At 67.2% G+C, this 15432-nt stretch carries 12 protein-coding genes; 6 read left to right on the forward strand and 6 right to left on the reverse strand.

What is annotated here, in order from left to right:
• Window positions 1-126: 126 nt before the first annotated feature.
• Together ACO1BU_RS17650 and ACO1BU_RS17655 are read right to left on the reverse strand one after the other, a co-directional pair.
• Window positions 127-1065 carry a response regulator gene (locus ACO1BU_RS17650; RefSeq protein ID WP_424137283.1) on the reverse strand — a complete coding sequence of 313 codons (939 nt, stop codon included), beginning with the start codon at window positions 1063-1065 and terminating at the stop codon, window positions 127-129.
• Window positions 1049-4408, reverse strand: coding sequence for a hybrid sensor histidine kinase/response regulator (locus tag ACO1BU_RS17655; protein WP_424137284.1), 3360 nt, complete (start codon window positions 4406-4408; stop codon window positions 1049-1051). Before ACO1BU_RS17655 ends, ACO1BU_RS17650 begins: the two co-directional genes overlap by 17 nt.
• Window positions 4409-4635: 227 nt before the next feature.
• Here ACO1BU_RS17655 and urtA point away from each other — a divergent pair, with 227 nt between their 5' ends.
• The 6 genes from urtA to ACO1BU_RS17685 all read left to right on the forward strand — a co-directional run bounded on the left by urtA (window position 4636) and on the right by ACO1BU_RS17685 (window position 10829).
• Entirely contained in the window at window positions 4636-5880 is a 1245-nt protein-coding gene (urtA, locus tag ACO1BU_RS17660) for an urea ABC transporter substrate-binding protein (protein ID WP_481133223.1), read from the forward strand.
• 40 nt (window positions 5881-5920) lie between these two features.
• The gene (gene urtB, locus ACO1BU_RS17665; protein WP_424137285.1) at window positions 5921-7477 is read left to right on the forward strand and encodes an urea ABC transporter permease subunit UrtB; all 1557 of its coding nucleotides are present in this window, start codon (window positions 5921-5923) and stop codon (window positions 7475-7477) included.
• Window positions 7474-8571, forward strand: coding sequence for an urea ABC transporter permease subunit UrtC (gene urtC / locus ACO1BU_RS17670; RefSeq protein WP_424137286.1), 1098 nt, complete (start codon window positions 7474-7476; stop codon window positions 8569-8571). The genes urtB and urtC overlap by 4 nt, the downstream gene beginning before the upstream one ends.
• Window positions 8568-9305 carry an urea ABC transporter ATP-binding protein UrtD gene (urtD, locus tag ACO1BU_RS17675; RefSeq protein ID WP_424137287.1) on the forward strand — a complete coding sequence of 246 codons (738 nt, stop codon included), beginning with the start codon at window positions 8568-8570 and terminating at the stop codon, window positions 9303-9305. The genes urtC and urtD overlap by 4 nt, the downstream gene beginning before the upstream one ends.
• A 3-nt stretch (window positions 9306-9308) precedes the next feature.
• A complete protein-coding gene (gene urtE / locus ACO1BU_RS17680) occupies window positions 9309-10001 on the forward strand; it encodes an urea ABC transporter ATP-binding subunit UrtE (protein ID WP_424137288.1) in 693 nt (230 codons plus the stop codon).
• A gap of 120 nt (window positions 10002-10121) precedes the next feature.
• The gene (locus ACO1BU_RS17685; RefSeq protein ID WP_424137289.1) at window positions 10122-10829 is read left to right on the forward strand and encodes an SDR family oxidoreductase; all 708 of its coding nucleotides are present in this window, start codon (window positions 10122-10124) and stop codon (window positions 10827-10829) included.
• On the opposite strand, the gene ACO1BU_RS17690 is transcribed toward ACO1BU_RS17685, so the two are convergent.
• From ACO1BU_RS17690 to ACO1BU_RS17705, 4 genes are all read right to left on the reverse strand, one after another.
• The gene (locus ACO1BU_RS17690) at window positions 10817-11626 is read right to left on the reverse strand and encodes an enoyl-CoA hydratase/isomerase family protein (protein WP_424137290.1); all 810 of its coding nucleotides are present in this window, start codon (window positions 11624-11626) and stop codon (window positions 10817-10819) included. The two genes, ACO1BU_RS17685 and ACO1BU_RS17690, sit on opposite strands and share 13 nt — an antisense overlap.
• A 244-nt stretch (window positions 11627-11870) precedes the next feature.
• Entirely contained in the window at window positions 11871-13610 is a 1740-nt protein-coding gene (locus ACO1BU_RS17695) for a polysaccharide biosynthesis/export family protein (RefSeq protein WP_424137291.1), read from the reverse strand.
• A gap of 10 nt (window positions 13611-13620) precedes the next feature.
• The gene (locus tag ACO1BU_RS17700) at window positions 13621-14808 is read right to left on the reverse strand and encodes a KpsE/RkpR family capsule polysaccharide export protein (RefSeq protein ID WP_424137292.1); all 1188 of its coding nucleotides are present in this window, start codon (window positions 14806-14808) and stop codon (window positions 13621-13623) included.
• Window positions 14777-15427, reverse strand: a complete 651-nt coding sequence (locus tag ACO1BU_RS17705; RefSeq protein ID WP_424137293.1) for an ABC transporter ATP-binding protein — start codon at window positions 15425-15427, stop codon at window positions 14777-14779. The genes ACO1BU_RS17700 and ACO1BU_RS17705 overlap by 32 nt, the downstream gene beginning before the upstream one ends.
• Window positions 15428-15432: the final 5 nt, after the last annotated feature.

Below are 15432 nucleotides of genomic sequence, written 5' to 3' on the forward strand. Positions count from 1 at the left end.
ATGCCAGTTTGGCGCGCCTTCCACACGCCGCCAAACCAAAAGAGGACGAGCCGGCGCCGCCGGTGCCTCCAAAGCGAGAGATCCAGAAAAGGGGCGAGGAAGCCCACCTTCCCCAGCCTTCTTCCCTTACGCCCCGCCCAGCGTCCGCACCGCCAGCGCAGCCGCCGAGGCCCGGTTCTCCACCCCCAGCTTCGCGAAGATTCCCTCCAAGTGCTTATTCACCGTACGAGGGCTGAGCACGAGGATATCGGCGATATCGCGGTTGGACTTGCCGCGCCCCAACCAGAGCAGCACCTCAGCCTCCCGCGCCGTCAGGCCGAGCCGGGTACGCAGTATCGTCTCCTCCCGCCCGGGATCGGCGATAGTGACGCGCAACAGCAGCTCATCCGGCCCGATCTGCCCGACATGATGAAACTCGATGGAGCGTCCGTCGCCCAGAATGACAGGGGCGATGCGGGGCGTCTCCCCCTGCCCCAGCGGCGCCCAGCCGGGGATGCGAAGCCCGGCCTGCTCCGGGTCCTCTTCCTCCTGCGGCCCTGCGGCGCGCAGCAGGGAGGCGGCCTGCGGCGTCGCCCAGAGCACGTCGCCGTCCCGGTCCACCGCCAGCAGGGACCGCCCGGCCACGTCGAGCGCGGCATGGGCGCTGCGGGTCAGCCGCGCATTGGCCAGATGGGCGCTGATCCGCGCCACCACCTCGTCCGGCACCACGGGCTTGATGACATAGTCCACCCCGCCCGCATCGAAGCCGCGCACCACGTCCTCGCTCTCGGTCAGGCCGGTCATGAAGATCACGGGAACGGAGAAGAGGCTGGCATTCCGCTTCATGCGGCGGCAGGCCTCGAATCCATCCATGCCCGGCATCACCGCATCCATCAGCACGATGTCCGGCGTGATGCGTTCGATCACCGCCATGGCGGCGGCGGCGGATTGCGCCACCAGAACCATGTAGCCCGCACTTTCCAGCGTGTCGTTCAGCAGCCCGAGCGTGCCGGGCGCGTCATCGACGACCAGCACGATATCACGGCGCGCCGCTTCCCCGTTCCGCATGCTAGCCTCTGCTGGCATCGGCGATGGATCCTGCTTCCTGTCCCTCCGGCAGGGCCGCGATGAAGGCGTCCAGCCGGTATTCCGAAATCAGGCCGCGCAACTCGGCGACGGCGGCGCGGGTCTCCGGCGCTTCCTGCTCCAGCGCGTCCAGCCTTTCCCGGATGCCGCCGACATAGCCGATGGCGGCAAGCTGCCGCAGATCCGCCACCTGCTCGGGCGTCAGCCGCATGGCGGCCCCGTTTCCCGCCGCGGGCGCCGCATCGGCGAAGGTCCAGGTCACGCCGAGCAGCTGCCCCACCTTATCCAGCAGAGCAGGCAAGGAAAGAGGCTTGGGCAGCACGTCATTATGGTGCTGCCCCTCGCCGGGCGCGCGCAGCTCCAGCGCATTGGCCGAGACCATGATGATCGGAGCGCGCAGCTCGTCTTCCTCTCGCAGCCGCCGGGCCAGCTCCCAGCCGGTCATGCCGGGCATGGCGATGTCGAGCAGGAAGAGATCCGGCTCCCGCTCCGCGGCCAGGCGCCGGCATTCGGTGCCATCGGCGGCCTGGCGCACCTCGAAGCCGAGCGGCTGCAGCAGGTCTGCAATCAGAGCGCGATGATCGGCATCGTCATCGGCCACCAGCACCAGCGGCGCACGCGCACCTTCCGTCCGACCGGTAATGCGGCGTTCCGCTGGCGCCGGACGGCCCGTCTTGCTCGACAGCAGCAGCCGCACCCGGAACCGACTGCCCTCGCCCAGGCGGCTGGTGACGGAGATCTCGCCCCCCATCACCTCAGTCAGCGTCTTGGTGATGGTCAGCCCCAGACCGACGCCGGGGGTGGAGGGCGCATGGGAATTCTCCCCACGCTGGAAGGGCTCGAAGATGCGCGCCAGATCGGCCTCGGGAATGCCGATTCCCGTGTCGATGATCTCGAAATCCGCCACCTCCGACCGGAAGCGCAGGCGGAAGGTAACACTGCCCCGGCGGGTGAACTTGATCGCATTGGAGAGAAGGTTGATCAGGATCTGCCGGAGGCGCCGCTCATCGGTATGCACCAGGGCCGGCATCCGCTCCGGCGGGTCGAAAATGAAAGCGACGCTCTTCGCTTCCGCCTGAAGGCGCAGCATCTGCACGATCTGCTCCAGGAATTCCGGCAGCCGCACCTCGTCGCGGTAGAGCTCGATCCGCCCCGCCTCGATCTTGGAAATGTCGAGCAGCCCCTCGATCAACGCCGCCAGATGCTCGCCGGACCGGCGGATCGTGCGGATGCCGTCACGCCGGCGCTCCGGAATGGCCGTGTCCCGTTCCAGCAATTGCGCATAGCCAAGAATAGCATTGAGCGGGGAGCGCAACTCGTGGGAGATGCCGATGACATAGCGGCTCTTAGCGACATTCGCCGCCTCCGCTGTCTCCTTCGCCTTCTGGAGCGCGGCATCGGTTCGCTTATGGGCGCGGATCTCGCTCATCAGCAGGCTGGTCTGCCGGCGCGTCTCCTCCTGCGCCACCAGCCGGCTCTGGCGCGCCAGCACCAGCGCCCACGCGACAATCCCGCCAATCACCACCAGCACAAAGAAGGCCTTCCAGAAGGCCGTGTCGAGATCCGGGCCCGCCGGGGTCTGGGCGCGGATGCCCAGGAACACCAGGCTGATGGTGGCCACGAAAAGCAGGAACACCACCATGAAGGAGCCGACCGGCGTGGACAGCGCATCCAGCACCCGGGCCGGCAGCACCGCCCGCAACGGCTCCATCACCTGGGCGGAGAGCCGCGCATGGGGCTTGCAGCCATCGCCGCAGCGTGCATCCAGCGAGCAGCAGAGGGAGCAGATCGGGCCGGTATAGACGGGACAATAGGCCATGTCCCGCGGCTCGAAATCATGCTCGCAGATCACGCATTGCAAGGACGGCATCGTGGCCCAGGCGGCGCGCGGGCGGCGGGCCAGATAGTAGCGCCCACCTGTGGCCCAGGCGAGCAGCGGCGCCGCCGCGAAGGCCATGCCAAAGGCAAGAAAGGTCGAGAAAGCCTGCGCGAGCGGGCCGAAAAAACCGTAATAGGCAAGGAAGGAAATGAGAACCGCCAGCAGCATGCTGCCCACGCCCACCGGGTTCACGTCATACAGATGTGCCCGCTTGAACTCGATCCCCGGCGGGCTGAGCCCAAATGGCTTGTTGACGGCCAGATCCGCCACCAGCGCCCCCATCCAGGCTGCGGCGACATTGGAATAGACGAAGAGAACCTGCTCGATCGTATTATAGACGCCCAGCTCCATCAGCAGCAGGGCCACGGCGATGTTGAACACCAGCCAGACCACCCGCCCGGGATGGCTGTGCGTCAGGCGGGAGAAGAAGTTGGACCAGGCCAGCGACCCGGCATAGGCATTGGTCACGTTGATCTTGATCTGCGACAGCGCCACGAACACCGAGGTGACAATCAGCACCAGCACGGGTGAGGCGAGCAGATAACCGAAGGCCAGCCGGTACATTTCCGCTGGCTGCACGGCCTGCACGGCGGAAAGCCCCGCCCGGATCGCGGCATAGGCCAGGAAGGAGCCGGCGAGCAGCTTCAGCACGTCGAAGACGATCCAACCCGGTCCACCTAGCAGCATCGCGGACCACCAGACCCACGGCTTCTGGGTGGCCCGCGCTGGCAGAAAGCGGATGTAGTCCACCTGCTCCCCAGTCTGGGTGATCAGCGCGAAGAGGATGGATGCGGCGGCACCGAAGGCCAGCAGGTTGAAGCTTCCCGCCCCGTTCTCCCCACCATACTCCGTCCAATCCGAAACCCAGTCAGGACGGGCGATGGCCACCGCCAGCAGCGGCAACACATTCAGCACCAGCCAGACCGGCTGGGTCCAGGTCTGCACGCGGCTGATGAAGGTGATGCCATGCGTCACCAGCGGCAGCACCACCACCGCGCAGAGGATGTAGCCCGCCCAGAGCGGCACGCCGAAGAAACTGTCCAGCATCGTCGCCAGGATCACCGCCTCGATCCCGAAGAAAATGAAGGTGAAGGAGGCGTAGATGAGCGAGGTGATGGTGGACCCAATATAGCCGAACCCCGCCCCCCGGGTGAGCAGGTCGATATCCACCCCCGCCCGCGCGGCACTGAGGCAGATCGGCAGGCTGGCCACGAAGATCAGCACGCTGACAAAGAGAATTGCCGCGACGCTGTTGGTGAACCCATGGGTGACGGTCAGCGTGCCCCCGATCGCCTCCAGCGCCAGGAAGGAGATGGAGCCGAGCGCGGTATTGGCCACCCGGAAGGCCGACCACTTCCGTGCGCTCTCCGCCGTGAAGCGGAGTGCGTAGTCCTCCATCGTCTCGTCAGCGACCCAGCGGTTGTAGTCGCGGCGGATACGGATGATGCGTTGGCGCGTCGCCATGCCCGGGGCCGGTCCTCGCTCCCTGATCAGGTTCCCGCCGGGGCTCGGGCATGGCAGGCCCGGATCGGGGGCGGAGAAGGTGTTCCGCTCCCCAGGCTGCCGTCAAGGACGGGCCGGGGCCGCCACCTACGTCATTCGACGTATTCGATTCTCTCGCGCGGATCGCGAGGATGGCTGTGACGCGGCGGCCTCCGCCGAAGCCCTTGCCCACGCCAGGAGACCCTTCCATGACCAACGGCATGTCCCGCCGCGCGCTCGGCCGCGCGGCCCTCGGCCTCGGGGGCGCGCTCGCGCTGCCCGCCATCCGCCCCTCCTTCGCCCAAGGCGCGCCCATCAAGGTCGGCGTGCTCCACTCCCTCTCCGGCACGATGGCGATCAGCGAGACGGCGCTGCGCGACACGGTGCTGATGATGGTGGAATGGGCCAATGCCCAGGGCGGTGTGCTCGGCCGCAAGCTGGAGCCGGTGGTGGTGGACCCCGCCTCCAACTGGCCGCTCTTCGCGGAGAAGGCGCGCGAGTTGCTCGCCGTTTCCAAGGTGGACGTGACCTTCGGCTGCTGGACCTCGGTCTCCCGCAAATCCGTCCTGCCAGTCTTTGAGGAGCTGAACGGCCTGCTCTTCTACCCCGTGCAGTATGAGGGCGAGGAGCAGAGCAGGAACGTCTTCTACACCGGCGCCGCGCCGAACCAGCAGGCGATTCCGGCGGTGGAGTACCTGATGAGCAAGGATGGCGGCGAGGCCAAGCGCATCGCCCTCCTCGGCACCGACTATGTCTATCCCCGCACCACCAACCGCATCCTGCGCGCCTTCCTGAACAGCAAGGGCATCTCCGATGCCGACATCATGGAGGAGTACACGCCCTTCGGCCATTCCGACTGGCAGGGCATCGTCTCCCGCGTGAAGCGCTTTGCGGGTGAGGGCAAGCGCACCGCCATCGTCTCCACCATCAATGGCGACGCCAATGTTCCCTTCTACCGCGAGCTGGGCAACCAGGGCATCAAGGCGGAGGACATCCCCTGCGTTGCCTTCTCAGTGGGTGAGGAAGAGCTGGCGGGCATCGACACCAAGCCGCTGGTCGGCCACCTGGCCGCCTGGAACTACTTCATGTCCGTTCCCGGCAAGCCGAATGACGACTTCAAGGCCATGTGGAAGGCCTACATCAAGAACGACAAGCGCGTGACCAACGACCCGATGGAAGCCACCTATACCGGCTTCCGCATGTGGATGCAGGCCGTCGCCAAGGCCGGCACCACCAATGTGGATCAGGTGCGCGAGGCCATGTATGGCCAGAAGGTTATGGCCCCCTGTGGCTATGAGGAGGAGATGCACCGCAATCACCACCTCTCCAAGCCCGTGATGATCGGCGAGGTAATGGAGAACGGCCAGTTCAACATCGTCTACAAGACGCCACAGGCGATCCCGGCCGAGAACTGGTCGCCCTATATCCCCGAGAACAAGAACCGCCGCGGCTGATGAAGGATCGGGCGGCGGGGCAACCCGCCGCCGGCACCCCATGCCCCGTTTTCTCCTCGCCCTGATGCTCCTCCTGGCCACGGCACTTCCCGCCGCGGCGCAGGACGCCTTCCTCGATGCCCTGCCCGGCCTAGCCGGCGGTTTCGGCATCCAGGCGGAAGCGGTCGAACGCCTCGGCGCCAGCGGTGACACCCGTGCCCTGCCGGTGCTGCGCGCCCTTTCCGAAGGGCAACTCCGCAAGCACGACAGCACGATCATCCTGCCCGACGGCCGCGATGCCGCCACCGGCCAGCCCGCCGACGCGACCGGCGCAGAAACCATCCGCATCAACAACCGCGTTCGCTCCGCCCTGCGCGGCGCGCTCGGCCGCCTGCAGCTTGTCTCCACCGATGCCGATGAACGCTACGCTGCCGCGGATGCCGTGTTCCGCAGCCGCAGTGCCGAAAGCATTTCCGCCCTTGAAGCGGCGATTGCCCGGGAAACCGTGGCACGCGTGAGGGAGCGCCAGGAGCTGGCGCTCGCCGCCTCCCGTCTCGTGGCGAGCGAGGCCGCCGTGAAGCGCCAGGGCATCGCAACCCTTGGCGAGGCATCCTCCGAAGATGCCCGCGCCCTGCTGCTGGAAGCCCGTGCCCTGAATCCCGAATTGGCCGGAGACATCGCCAGGGCCGTGGCCGCGATCGACAACCGCCTGGCCTTCAAGCGCGCGGCTGAAACCCTCTTCCAGGGCCTCTCCCTCGGTTCCGTCCTGCTGCTGGCCGCCCTCGGCCTCGCCATCACCTTCGGCGTGATGGGCGTGATCAACATGGCCCATGGCGAATTCGTCATGCTTGGCGCCTACACCACCTTCGTGGTGCAGGAGGCCTGCCGCGGCATCCCCTGGCTGCTGCCCTGGTCCCTGCCCCTCTCTGTTCCCGCCGCCTTCCTCGTTGCCGGCCTCGCCGGCGCGGTGCTGGAGCGCGGGTTGATCCGCCACCTCTATGGCCGCCCGCTGGAAACCCTGCTGATGACCTTCGGCGTCGGCATGATCCTGCAGCAGGCCGTGCGCCTGGCCTTCGGCGCCCAGAACCGGGAGGTCCTCTCCCCCGCCTGGATGCAGGGCACCATGTCCCTGCCCGGCGGCATCCTCATCACCCAGAACCGCCTCTGGGTCATCGTCTTTTCCCTGCTCGTGCTCGGCCTGGCGATCGCCGCCATCCGTCTCACCCGCTTCGGGCTGGAAATGCGCGCCGTCGTGCAGAACCGCCGCACCGCCGCCACCATGGGCATCCGCACGGGCCGGGTGGACGCACTGACCTTCGCCTTCGGCTCTGGCATCGCCGGCATGGCAGGTGTCGCGCTCAGCCAGATCGACAATGTCTCCCCCAATCTCGGCACGGGCTACATCATCGACAGCTTCATGGTCGTTGTCTTTGGCGGCGTTGGCAGCCTGGCCGGCACGCTGGTCGGCGCCATGGGGCTGGGCGTGCTGAACAAGATCATCGAACCCTGGGCCGGCGCCGTGCTGGCCAAGGTCGCTGTCCTGGTTATCATCATGCTCTTCATCCAGCGCCGTCCACGCGGCCTCTTTGCCCTGAAGGGCCGGGCAGCCGAAGCATGAGCGCCACCACCACCCCCGCCCCGCCCCGCGGCATCCCCGCGCGGCTGGTGGTCCGCGGCGCCATCCTTGTCGCCATTGCGCTGCTGGCGCTGCTGCCCCTGCTCAACCACCTGCCGGAAGGCAGCGCGTTGCGCGTGTCGGACTTCACGGTTGCCGTCACGGGCAAGTGGATCTGCTACGCCGTGCTGGCGCTCGCGATCGACCTGGCCTGGGGGTATGCCGGCATCCTCTCGCTCGGCCATGGCGCCTTTTTCGCGCTTGGCGGCTATGCCATGGGCATGCATCTGATGCGGCTGATCGGGCCGCGCGGTGTCTATGGCCATCCGGTCCTGCCGGACTTCATGGTCTTCCTGGGATATCGGGAACTGCCCTGGTACTGGCTAGGCTTCGACCACTTTCCCTTCGCCATCCTCATGGCGATGCTGGTGCCCGGCATCCTGGCCTTCGTGGTCGGCTGGCTTTCCTTCCGCAGCCGCATCACGGGTGTTTATTTCAGCATCATCACCCAGGCCATGACCTATGCGCTGATGCTGGCCTTCTTCCGCAACGACATGGGCTTCGGCGGCAATAACGGCTTCACCGATTTCAAGGAGCTGCTTGGCATACCACTGAACACGCCAGGGGCCCGCGCCGCGCTGTTCTACGCCGCGCTCGTTCTGCTCGCCGCTTCGCTTTTCCTCTGCCGCCACATCGTCGGCACCAAGCTTGGCCGCGTGCTGATCGCGGTGCGGGATGCCGAAAGCCGCGTCCGCTTCCTCGGCTACTCCGTGACCTCCTTCAAGCTCTTCGTCTTCGTCCTTTCCGCCGTGCTGGCCGGGCTGGCGGGCGCGCTCTACGTACCGCTTGTCGGCATCATCAATCCCGGCGAATTCGCGCCAGGCAATTCGATCGAGGCGGTGATCTGGGTGGCTGTCGGCGGCCGCGGCACGCTGGTCGGCGCGGTTCTCGGTGCCTTCTCGGTGAACGCGCTGAAGACCTGGCTCACCTCCTTCGCCCCGGACCTCTGGCTCTTCGTCCTGGGTGGACTCTTCGTCGCTGTCACCCTGCTGCTGCCGCGCGGCCTGGTCGGCCTCTTCCGGGGGCGTGTGCAATGAGCAAGCCTGGCCTTTATCTCGACGGCGTGTCGGTCGTCTTCGATGGCTTCCGGGCCCTGAACAACCTTTCCCTGGTCGTTGATCCCGGAGAGCTGCGCGCGGTCATCGGCCCGAACGGCGCGGGCAAGACCACGATGATGGATGTCATCACCGGCAAGACCCGTCCGACCGCCGGCACGGTCAGGTTCGGAGATAATGACCTGACGAGGATGGACGAGGCGCGAATTGCCAATCTCGGCATCGGCCGCAAATTCCAGAAGCCCACGGTTTTTGACGCGCTGACGGTTTTCGAGAACCTGGAGCTTGCGCTGAAGGCCCCGCGCGACCCGATCTCCTGCCTCCGCTGGGTGCTGGACGGCACAGCCCGCAAGCGCATCGAATCCGTCATGGAGGAGATCGGCCTTACCGCCCGCGCCAAGGACCCTGCCGCCATCCTCTCCCATGGACAGCGGCAGTGGCTGGAGATCGGCATGCTGCTGATGCAGGGTCCTGACCTGCTGCTCGTGGACGAGCCCGTGGCCGGCATGACCGACCAGGAGACCGAACACACCGCCGCCCTGCTCCGCCGCATCGCGGGCCAGCGCAGCGTGGTGGTGGTGGAGCACGATCTGGAATTCGTCCGCGCGCTCGGCAGCAAAGTGACGGTGCTGCACGAGGGCACGCTTCTCTCGGAAGGCTCCATCGACACGGTCCAGAACGACCCCCGCGTCATCGAAGTCTATCTGGGGCGCTGAGTCATGCTGCGTGCGAAAGACATCCGCCTCTCCTACGGCGCCAGCCTTTGCCTGCGCGGCGTGGACCTGGTCGCCGATCCCGGGAGGATCACCTGCGTCCTCGGCCGCAACGGTGTTGGCAAATCCTCCCTCATGCGCTCCATCATGGGCGTGGAGCGGATCAGCAGCGGCCGCATCGAGTGGGAAGGCCGCGACATTGCCGGCATGTCCCCCGCGGACCGCGCCCGTGCCGGCATCGGCTATGTTCCTCAGGGCCGAGAAATCTTTCCCTTCCTGACCGTGCAGGAGAACCTGGAAACGGCCCTGGCCGCCGCACCGCGCGGCAGCAAGATTTCGTCGGAGGTCTTCGACCTCTTCCCCATCCTCCGCCAGTTCCTCCGCCGCCGCGGCGGCGATCTCTCCGGGGGCCAGCAGCAGCAGCTCGCCATCGCCCGCGCGCTGACAGCCCGCCCGCGCCTGCTCATCCTCGACGAACCCACGGAGGGCATCCAGCCCAGCGTCATCAAGGATATCGCCCGCGTTATCCGCCATCTGGCGAAGGACCGTGGCATGGCCGTGGTGCTGGTCGAACAGTATTTCGAGTTCGCCCGCGATTTGGCCGACCGCATCACGGTCATGGTTCGTGGCGAGGTGGCACTGGAAGGCGAGGCGCAGGCCCTTGAGGAGGAGTCCGTCCGTCGCCTGTTGACCGTCTAGCACCGGATCGGCACGCATCCGCCAGCGTGCCGCAGGCGGGGCGGGGAAGAAGAGGGCTTCCGCCCACGCTAACCCGGCCGCCCCGCAGGCGTTCCCGCCCGGTAGAGAAAGAGGTTGAACATGGCGGAAGGAAAGCGCGTTGCGCTCGTCACGGGTGGATCCAACGGCATTGGCCGCGGGATTGCCCGCCGGCTGGCGGCGGATGGCTGGCAGGTCGTTACCGCCGACATGGAGGCGCAGGGGCCCGCAGAGGCCGCCCGTCATGTCCAGGCCGACATTTCCAATGAGGCCGCCGTGCGCGCGCTGATGGAGGGCATCGCGAAGACGGAGGCCCGCCTGGACGGCCTTGTCTGTAACGCCGGCATCATGATCCGGAAGCCCCTGCGAGACCTGACGCTGGAGGAATGGTCAAAGGTCATCGCGACCAATCTCACCAGCACCTATCTCCTCGCCCGCGCGGCGGAGGATCTTCTGCGGAAGGCCAAGGGAGCGATCGTCACCATGGCCTCCACCCGCGCCCACCAGTCGGAACCGAATACGGAAAGCTACTCAGCCTCCAAGGGCGGCCTCGTCGCCCTGACCCATGCACTGGCCATCAGCCTGGGCCCCGATATACGGGCGAATGTCATCTCCCCCGGCTGGATCAATGTGGGGGACGAAAAGCTGAGCGAGGAGGACCACGCCCAGCACCCCGCCGGCCGCGTGGGACGGCCCGAGGACATCGCCTCCCTCGCCGCCTGGCTCCTCTCCCCCGAGAGCGGCTTCGTCACCGGCGCCGAGTTCATCTCGGACGGCGGAATGACCCGGAAGATGATCTACGTGGAGTGACGGGCCACCCAGGCCGGCGCCCGCCGCTCCCGGAAGGCAGCGATTCCCTCATCGGCCTCGCCGCTGGCGGCGCAGCGCGCGAAGGCCTCGGCTCCCGCCTCCGCATAGCCCTCCGGCACCGCGCCGCCGAGCGCTGCCAGCAGTGCCTTTGTTTCGGACAGGGCGCCGGGCGCGCCCTGCAGCACATCGGCGATCGCCGCTTCCACCATCACGTCCAGCGCCGCTGCATCCGGCGCCACCTGGTGTACCAGCCCGATCCGCCCGGCCTCGGCCGCGTCCAGCACATGCCCCTGCAGGACCATGCGCGTCGCCTGACTGCGCCCCGCGCGCCGGATGATCCAGGGCAGGATCTGTGCTGCGACCAGCCCGCGCCGCGCCTCGGGCGCCGCGAAACGCGCATCGGCCGAGGCGAGGGCAATATCCGCCGCGCAGACAAAGCCCAGACCGCCCGCGAAGGCCGATCCCTGCACCGCGCAGATCACCACCTGTGGCAGGGCCGATAGCGCGGCGAAGCGGCTTCCAATTCGCCGGTTGCGCTCAAGCTGCGCGGCGATGCGCTGCTCCGGCGTTCCCGTCTCGCCCCCGACCTCGCCCAGGTCCAGCCCCGCGCAGAAATGCCCACCCGCGCCGGAGAGCACGAGCACCCGCGCCGTCCGGTCGGCCTTCATCTCCGCCAGTAGCGCGTCCAGCGCCTCCGAGAGCGCCCCGTTCAGCGCATTGCGCCGCCCTGGCCGGTTCAGCACGGCCCTCACCACGCCGCCCTGCCGCGTCACCAGAAGCGGGGTTTCGTCGCTCATCGGCGTTCCTCCATCCCGCCATCGTCTTGCCGCGTCTCCGGCGCCCGGGCAAGGCGGCACCCGATCCGCATGGCCAGGCTCCGTACCGCAGCCATCCGAAGAATAGGAAAAGGCCGGGGAAGATATTCCCCGGCCTTCTTGCCTGCGTAGCATCGTCGCACCAGTGACGCCGGTGCATCCGAAACCAAAGCGGAGATGATCGGCCACCGGGGGAAAGCTCTTTCTCCCCCGGCCCTTTCACCGGCTACTGAAAGACCCGCGCCGACAGCGCCACCTGATAGATCAACTGCAGCACGTCGCGTCCGATCTGGAACAGCTTCGGATCCAGCCTCGGCAGGGCAATCAGCTCGTCGCCCGGCCGGGGCCCGACATTCGGCTCCAGCACCAGCTCCCCGCTCGCGCGGCGGATCATGATGTTGGAGACATTGCCACGCTGCGTGAACCCGCCGGCCCGCTTCACATAATCCTCGATCGTCAGATCCGGCCGCCACAGCACGGCCTGCGGGGCCGTGACCTCGCCGGCCACCATGACGACCTCGCTGCGCTCCGGAATGACGACCGTATCGCCATCCTCTAGCCGTGTATCGGCGCAGCGGCCGGAGCTGTCGGACACCACAAGGCGGCCCTCAGGCTTGATGCGCCGCGCGCGGGAAATGTACTGCGAGACGAGCTGCGCCTCGCTCGACCGGATCTCCGCGACGCCCGTCGTGGTGGAGGTGGCGGTGAAGAGCTGCCGCTCGAGCCGATCCAGCGTCTCGTTGATCGTGCGGGTCTGCTGTGCGGCGATGCGCGGCCGCAGCAGGAAGACCGATTTGGTGTCCGCCAGAACCGGATCGACCGCCACGTGGTCCAGCAACTGGCACAGGCCGATGTCGCGGTCCGCGATCAGGACGGAAGGCCCGATGCGGCTGCCCTCGATCGTTACGCGAATGGTCTGGGCCGGTGCGTCGGTGATGAAGCTCACCACATCCTGGTCCTGCAGGGAGACGCGCCGCAGCTCCGACACGCTGATGTAGCGCGACCAGGGCTGGCCGTTGCGCGTGCCCCGCACCACCACATTCGTGGCCGATGGCAGAGGTGCGGCGAGTTGGATCAACTCCTCGCCCGACATGGTCCGGCCGGGCACCTCGAAGAGGTAGTTGTTGCGCACCGCGCCATCCACGCTGACCAGCGCGCCCTGCTTGGCGACGACGATCGTGTCGCCCTCGCGGAAGATGAAATTCGGCAGGCGGCCGGTCAGCAGGAAGGGGTAGAGATCCACGCGCTGGACCGTCTGGCCGCCGCGCTGGATCTGGATGTCGCGAAAGGACCCACGGGAAGGATCAACGCCGCCGGCGCGCAGCAGGTAATCCAGCACGCCCTCCATCCCCGTGCCGGTGTGGCGGCCAGGGCTGCGGACGAAGCCGGTGACGAAGACGCCGATCCGGCTGACATTCAGCAGAACCGCATAGACCTGGACCTGCTGCGTGTAGATGCGGCGGACCTCGCTCTCGACCACCCGCTGCAGATTGCCGGCGGTTACCCCCGCGAGGCGGATCGGCCCGATGGAAGGGATGAAGAGGTTGCCATCCCCGTCCACCTGGCCGATCGCCTCGGCCTCGACCGCGCCCCAGACGCGGATCGACACACGGTCGCCCACCGCGATCCGGTAATTCGGGTTGGGCGCATCGGAGGAGGTCGGCGCCGCGCGATTGAACAGGCTCGCCCCAAAGACGGCGGTGGAGGGCCCGGGCGCGCGGTCCAGCGCCCCCAGCGGACCGGAAACGACCGGCCCACCCTCCGCCTCGGTCGTCGTACCGGCGCGGCTGGTCGCGGTGGCGTCAGGCAGCAGCGTCTCGGCCTGGACAGGCGCTGCCTGCGCCAGCGTGGGGCCCAGGCGGCCGGGCACGGGCTGCTGAAGCAGCCCGCTTTGTGCATAGCCCAGGGCAGGGGCGAGCGCGAAAGCCGTGGCAAGCAGGCTCAGGAGAAGGGCGGGCCGGCTCATCGGACGGCGGTCAAGCAGCATGTTCGCGGAATCCAGCGAAAATCAGGGAAGCAATTCCATAGACGACACAGAGCACGACGAAGAGGCTGCCCACGGCGAAGGCGCCTTTGGGATACTGCGCACTCTCCGCGACCTGGGGCTGCGTGACGCGCGCCAGATAAATCTGCTGACGCACTGCGTTCACCCGTGCGGTCTCGAGGCTGATGACGGCGGAGGTAAGCTGCTTCTCCGCGAACTCGCGCTCCATCATCAGGCGCTCATAGCTGGCGAGTTGCCGCGGCACGGCCTGCTCACCGCTGGTCAGGCGCTGGCGCTCATTGGCGATCTGGGCTTCCAGCGCCGCGATGCGGTTCCGGATCACGCCGATCTGTGGATTGTCTGACCGCATGAAACCGCTCTTCTCCCGCAGTTCCGCGCGGGCCTGGGTGAGCGCGCCCTCGAGCTGGCTTACCACCTCGACATTGGCACCGGTCTCCTTCGTCGGGTCGATAGCACGCTCCGCCTGGCGGAAGGTGATCATCGCCTCGCGGGCAGCCATCACCCGCTGTTCGGCGAGCGCCACCTCCTGCCGCGCGGTGTTCAGCGTGTCCTCGCGCTGGCGCTCGCTCAACTCGTTGACCAGCTTCTCGGCGGTCTGCAGCACCGCATCGGCCAGCACCTTGGAATCGTCTGGGCGGAAGCTGCGCACCTGAACGGTAACCGCGCTTGACTCGGTATCGTAATCGGCGGTCACCATGCGCCGGTAGTAGCGGGTCAGCCGTTCGATCGTAGGGTCGTCAAACCAGAGCCGGGCGGGCAGATCAGCCTCCGGCCGGCGCCAGATCGAGACGAGGTCAACCGACTTGCGCAGTTCGCGCACGGCGTCCTCGGAATTGAGGTAATCCCGCACTGCCATGGCTTCTTCCTGCACGGGCCTGAAGCCTGCATTGCCGAGCATCGCGCCGAGCGCGCCTGTCCCGCCACTGCCCGCACCGCTGTTCCCACGCACGAGGAAACGCGTCTCACTGGCGTATTGGCCGGCCGCCACACCCCAGTAGTAGCCGGCGGCTATCATCGTGGGCAGCACGACCATCAGCAGGAAGCCGCGCCACTTGCGCAGGCGCCTGGCCAGCCGCGAGGGCCGCCTCTGCGCGGGCACCGAGACATTCGCCGCGTCCTGTGAGGGATCAAAGGCTTTGATAGACGGCGATACCTTCATCGATGTCCTCATACAGCTCGAGCTGGCCGTTCCGGAGCACGACGGCGGTGCGGCAGTACTGCCTGATATGGTCGGCGAAATGCGAGACCATCAGCAGGGAAGCGTTATTCAACCGCTCCTCCAGCATGGTCTGGCAGCGTTGGACGAAGCGCTGGTCGCCGGCGGAGATGATTTCATCCACCAGGTAACAGTCGAATTTCACGGCAAAGGACAGGCCCATCAGCAGACGGCCCATCATGCCGGCGGAATAGGTACGGACCGGCTCGAAGAAGTACTGCCCGATCTCGGAGAAGGACTGCACGAACTCGAGGGTCTCGGCCACGTCCTGGCCGTAGATGCGCGCGATGAAGCGGGCATTATCCGCCCCGGACAGGCTGGCCTGGAGGCCGAAGCCGGAGCCGAGGGGCCAGGACACCGACATCTCCCGCCGTACGCGGCCGCGCGTCGGGGCCTCGACCCCCGCCATGACGCGCATGAGGGTGGATTTGCCCGCCCCGTTACGGCCGAGAATGCCCACCGCGTCACCGCGCTCGATCACGGCATTGATGCCGCGCAGGATTTCCCGCTGCCCGCCGCGCACCGGGTAGGATTTCCAGACGTCTTCCAGGATCAGCGCCATGGGAA

This window comes from Roseomonas chloroacetimidivorans (genome assembly GCF_049629625.1).
Lineage (GTDB): Bacteria > Pseudomonadota > Alphaproteobacteria > Acetobacterales > Acetobacteraceae > Roseomonas > Roseomonas chloroacetimidivorans.

Bases quoted from the DNA above. Each gene is read 5' to 3' on its own strand.
- urtC (WP_424137286.1), top strand. From the start codon at position 7,474: ATGAGCGCCACCACCACCCCCGCCCCGCCCCGCGGCATCCCCGCGCGG.
- urtA (WP_481133223.1), top strand. From the start codon at position 4,636: ATGACCAACGGCATGTCCCGCCGCGCGCTCGGCCGCGCGGCCCTCGGC.
- urtD (WP_424137287.1), top strand. From the start codon at position 8,568: ATGAGCAAGCCTGGCCTTTATCTCGACGGCGTGTCGGTCGTCTTCGAT.
- urtB (WP_424137285.1), top strand. From the start codon at position 5,921: ATGCCCCGTTTTCTCCTCGCCCTGATGCTCCTCCTGGCCACGGCACTT.
- ACO1BU_RS17655 (WP_424137284.1), bottom strand. From the start codon at position 4,408: ATGGCGACGCGCCAACGCATCATCCGTATCCGCCGCGACTACAACCGC.
- ACO1BU_RS17695 (WP_424137291.1), bottom strand. From the start codon at position 13,610: ATGAGCCGGCCCGCCCTTCTCCTGAGCCTGCTTGCCACGGCTTTCGCG.
- ACO1BU_RS17650 (WP_424137283.1), bottom strand. From the start codon at position 1,065: ATGCCAGCAGAGGCTAGCATGCGGAACGGGGAAGCGGCGCGCCGTGAT.
- ACO1BU_RS17705 (WP_424137293.1), bottom strand. From the start codon at position 15,427: ATGGCGCTGATCCTGGAAGACGTCTGGAAATCCTACCCGGTGCGCGGC.
- ACO1BU_RS17690 (WP_424137290.1), bottom strand. From the start codon at position 11,626: ATGAGCGACGAAACCCCGCTTCTGGTGACGCGGCAGGGCGGCGTGGTG.
- ACO1BU_RS17685 (WP_424137289.1), top strand. From the start codon at position 10,122: ATGGCGGAAGGAAAGCGCGTTGCGCTCGTCACGGGTGGATCCAACGGC.
- urtE (WP_424137288.1), top strand. From the start codon at position 9,309: ATGCTGCGTGCGAAAGACATCCGCCTCTCCTACGGCGCCAGCCTTTGC.
- ACO1BU_RS17700 (WP_424137292.1), bottom strand. From the start codon at position 14,808: ATGAAGGTATCGCCGTCTATCAAAGCCTTTGATCCCTCACAGGACGCG.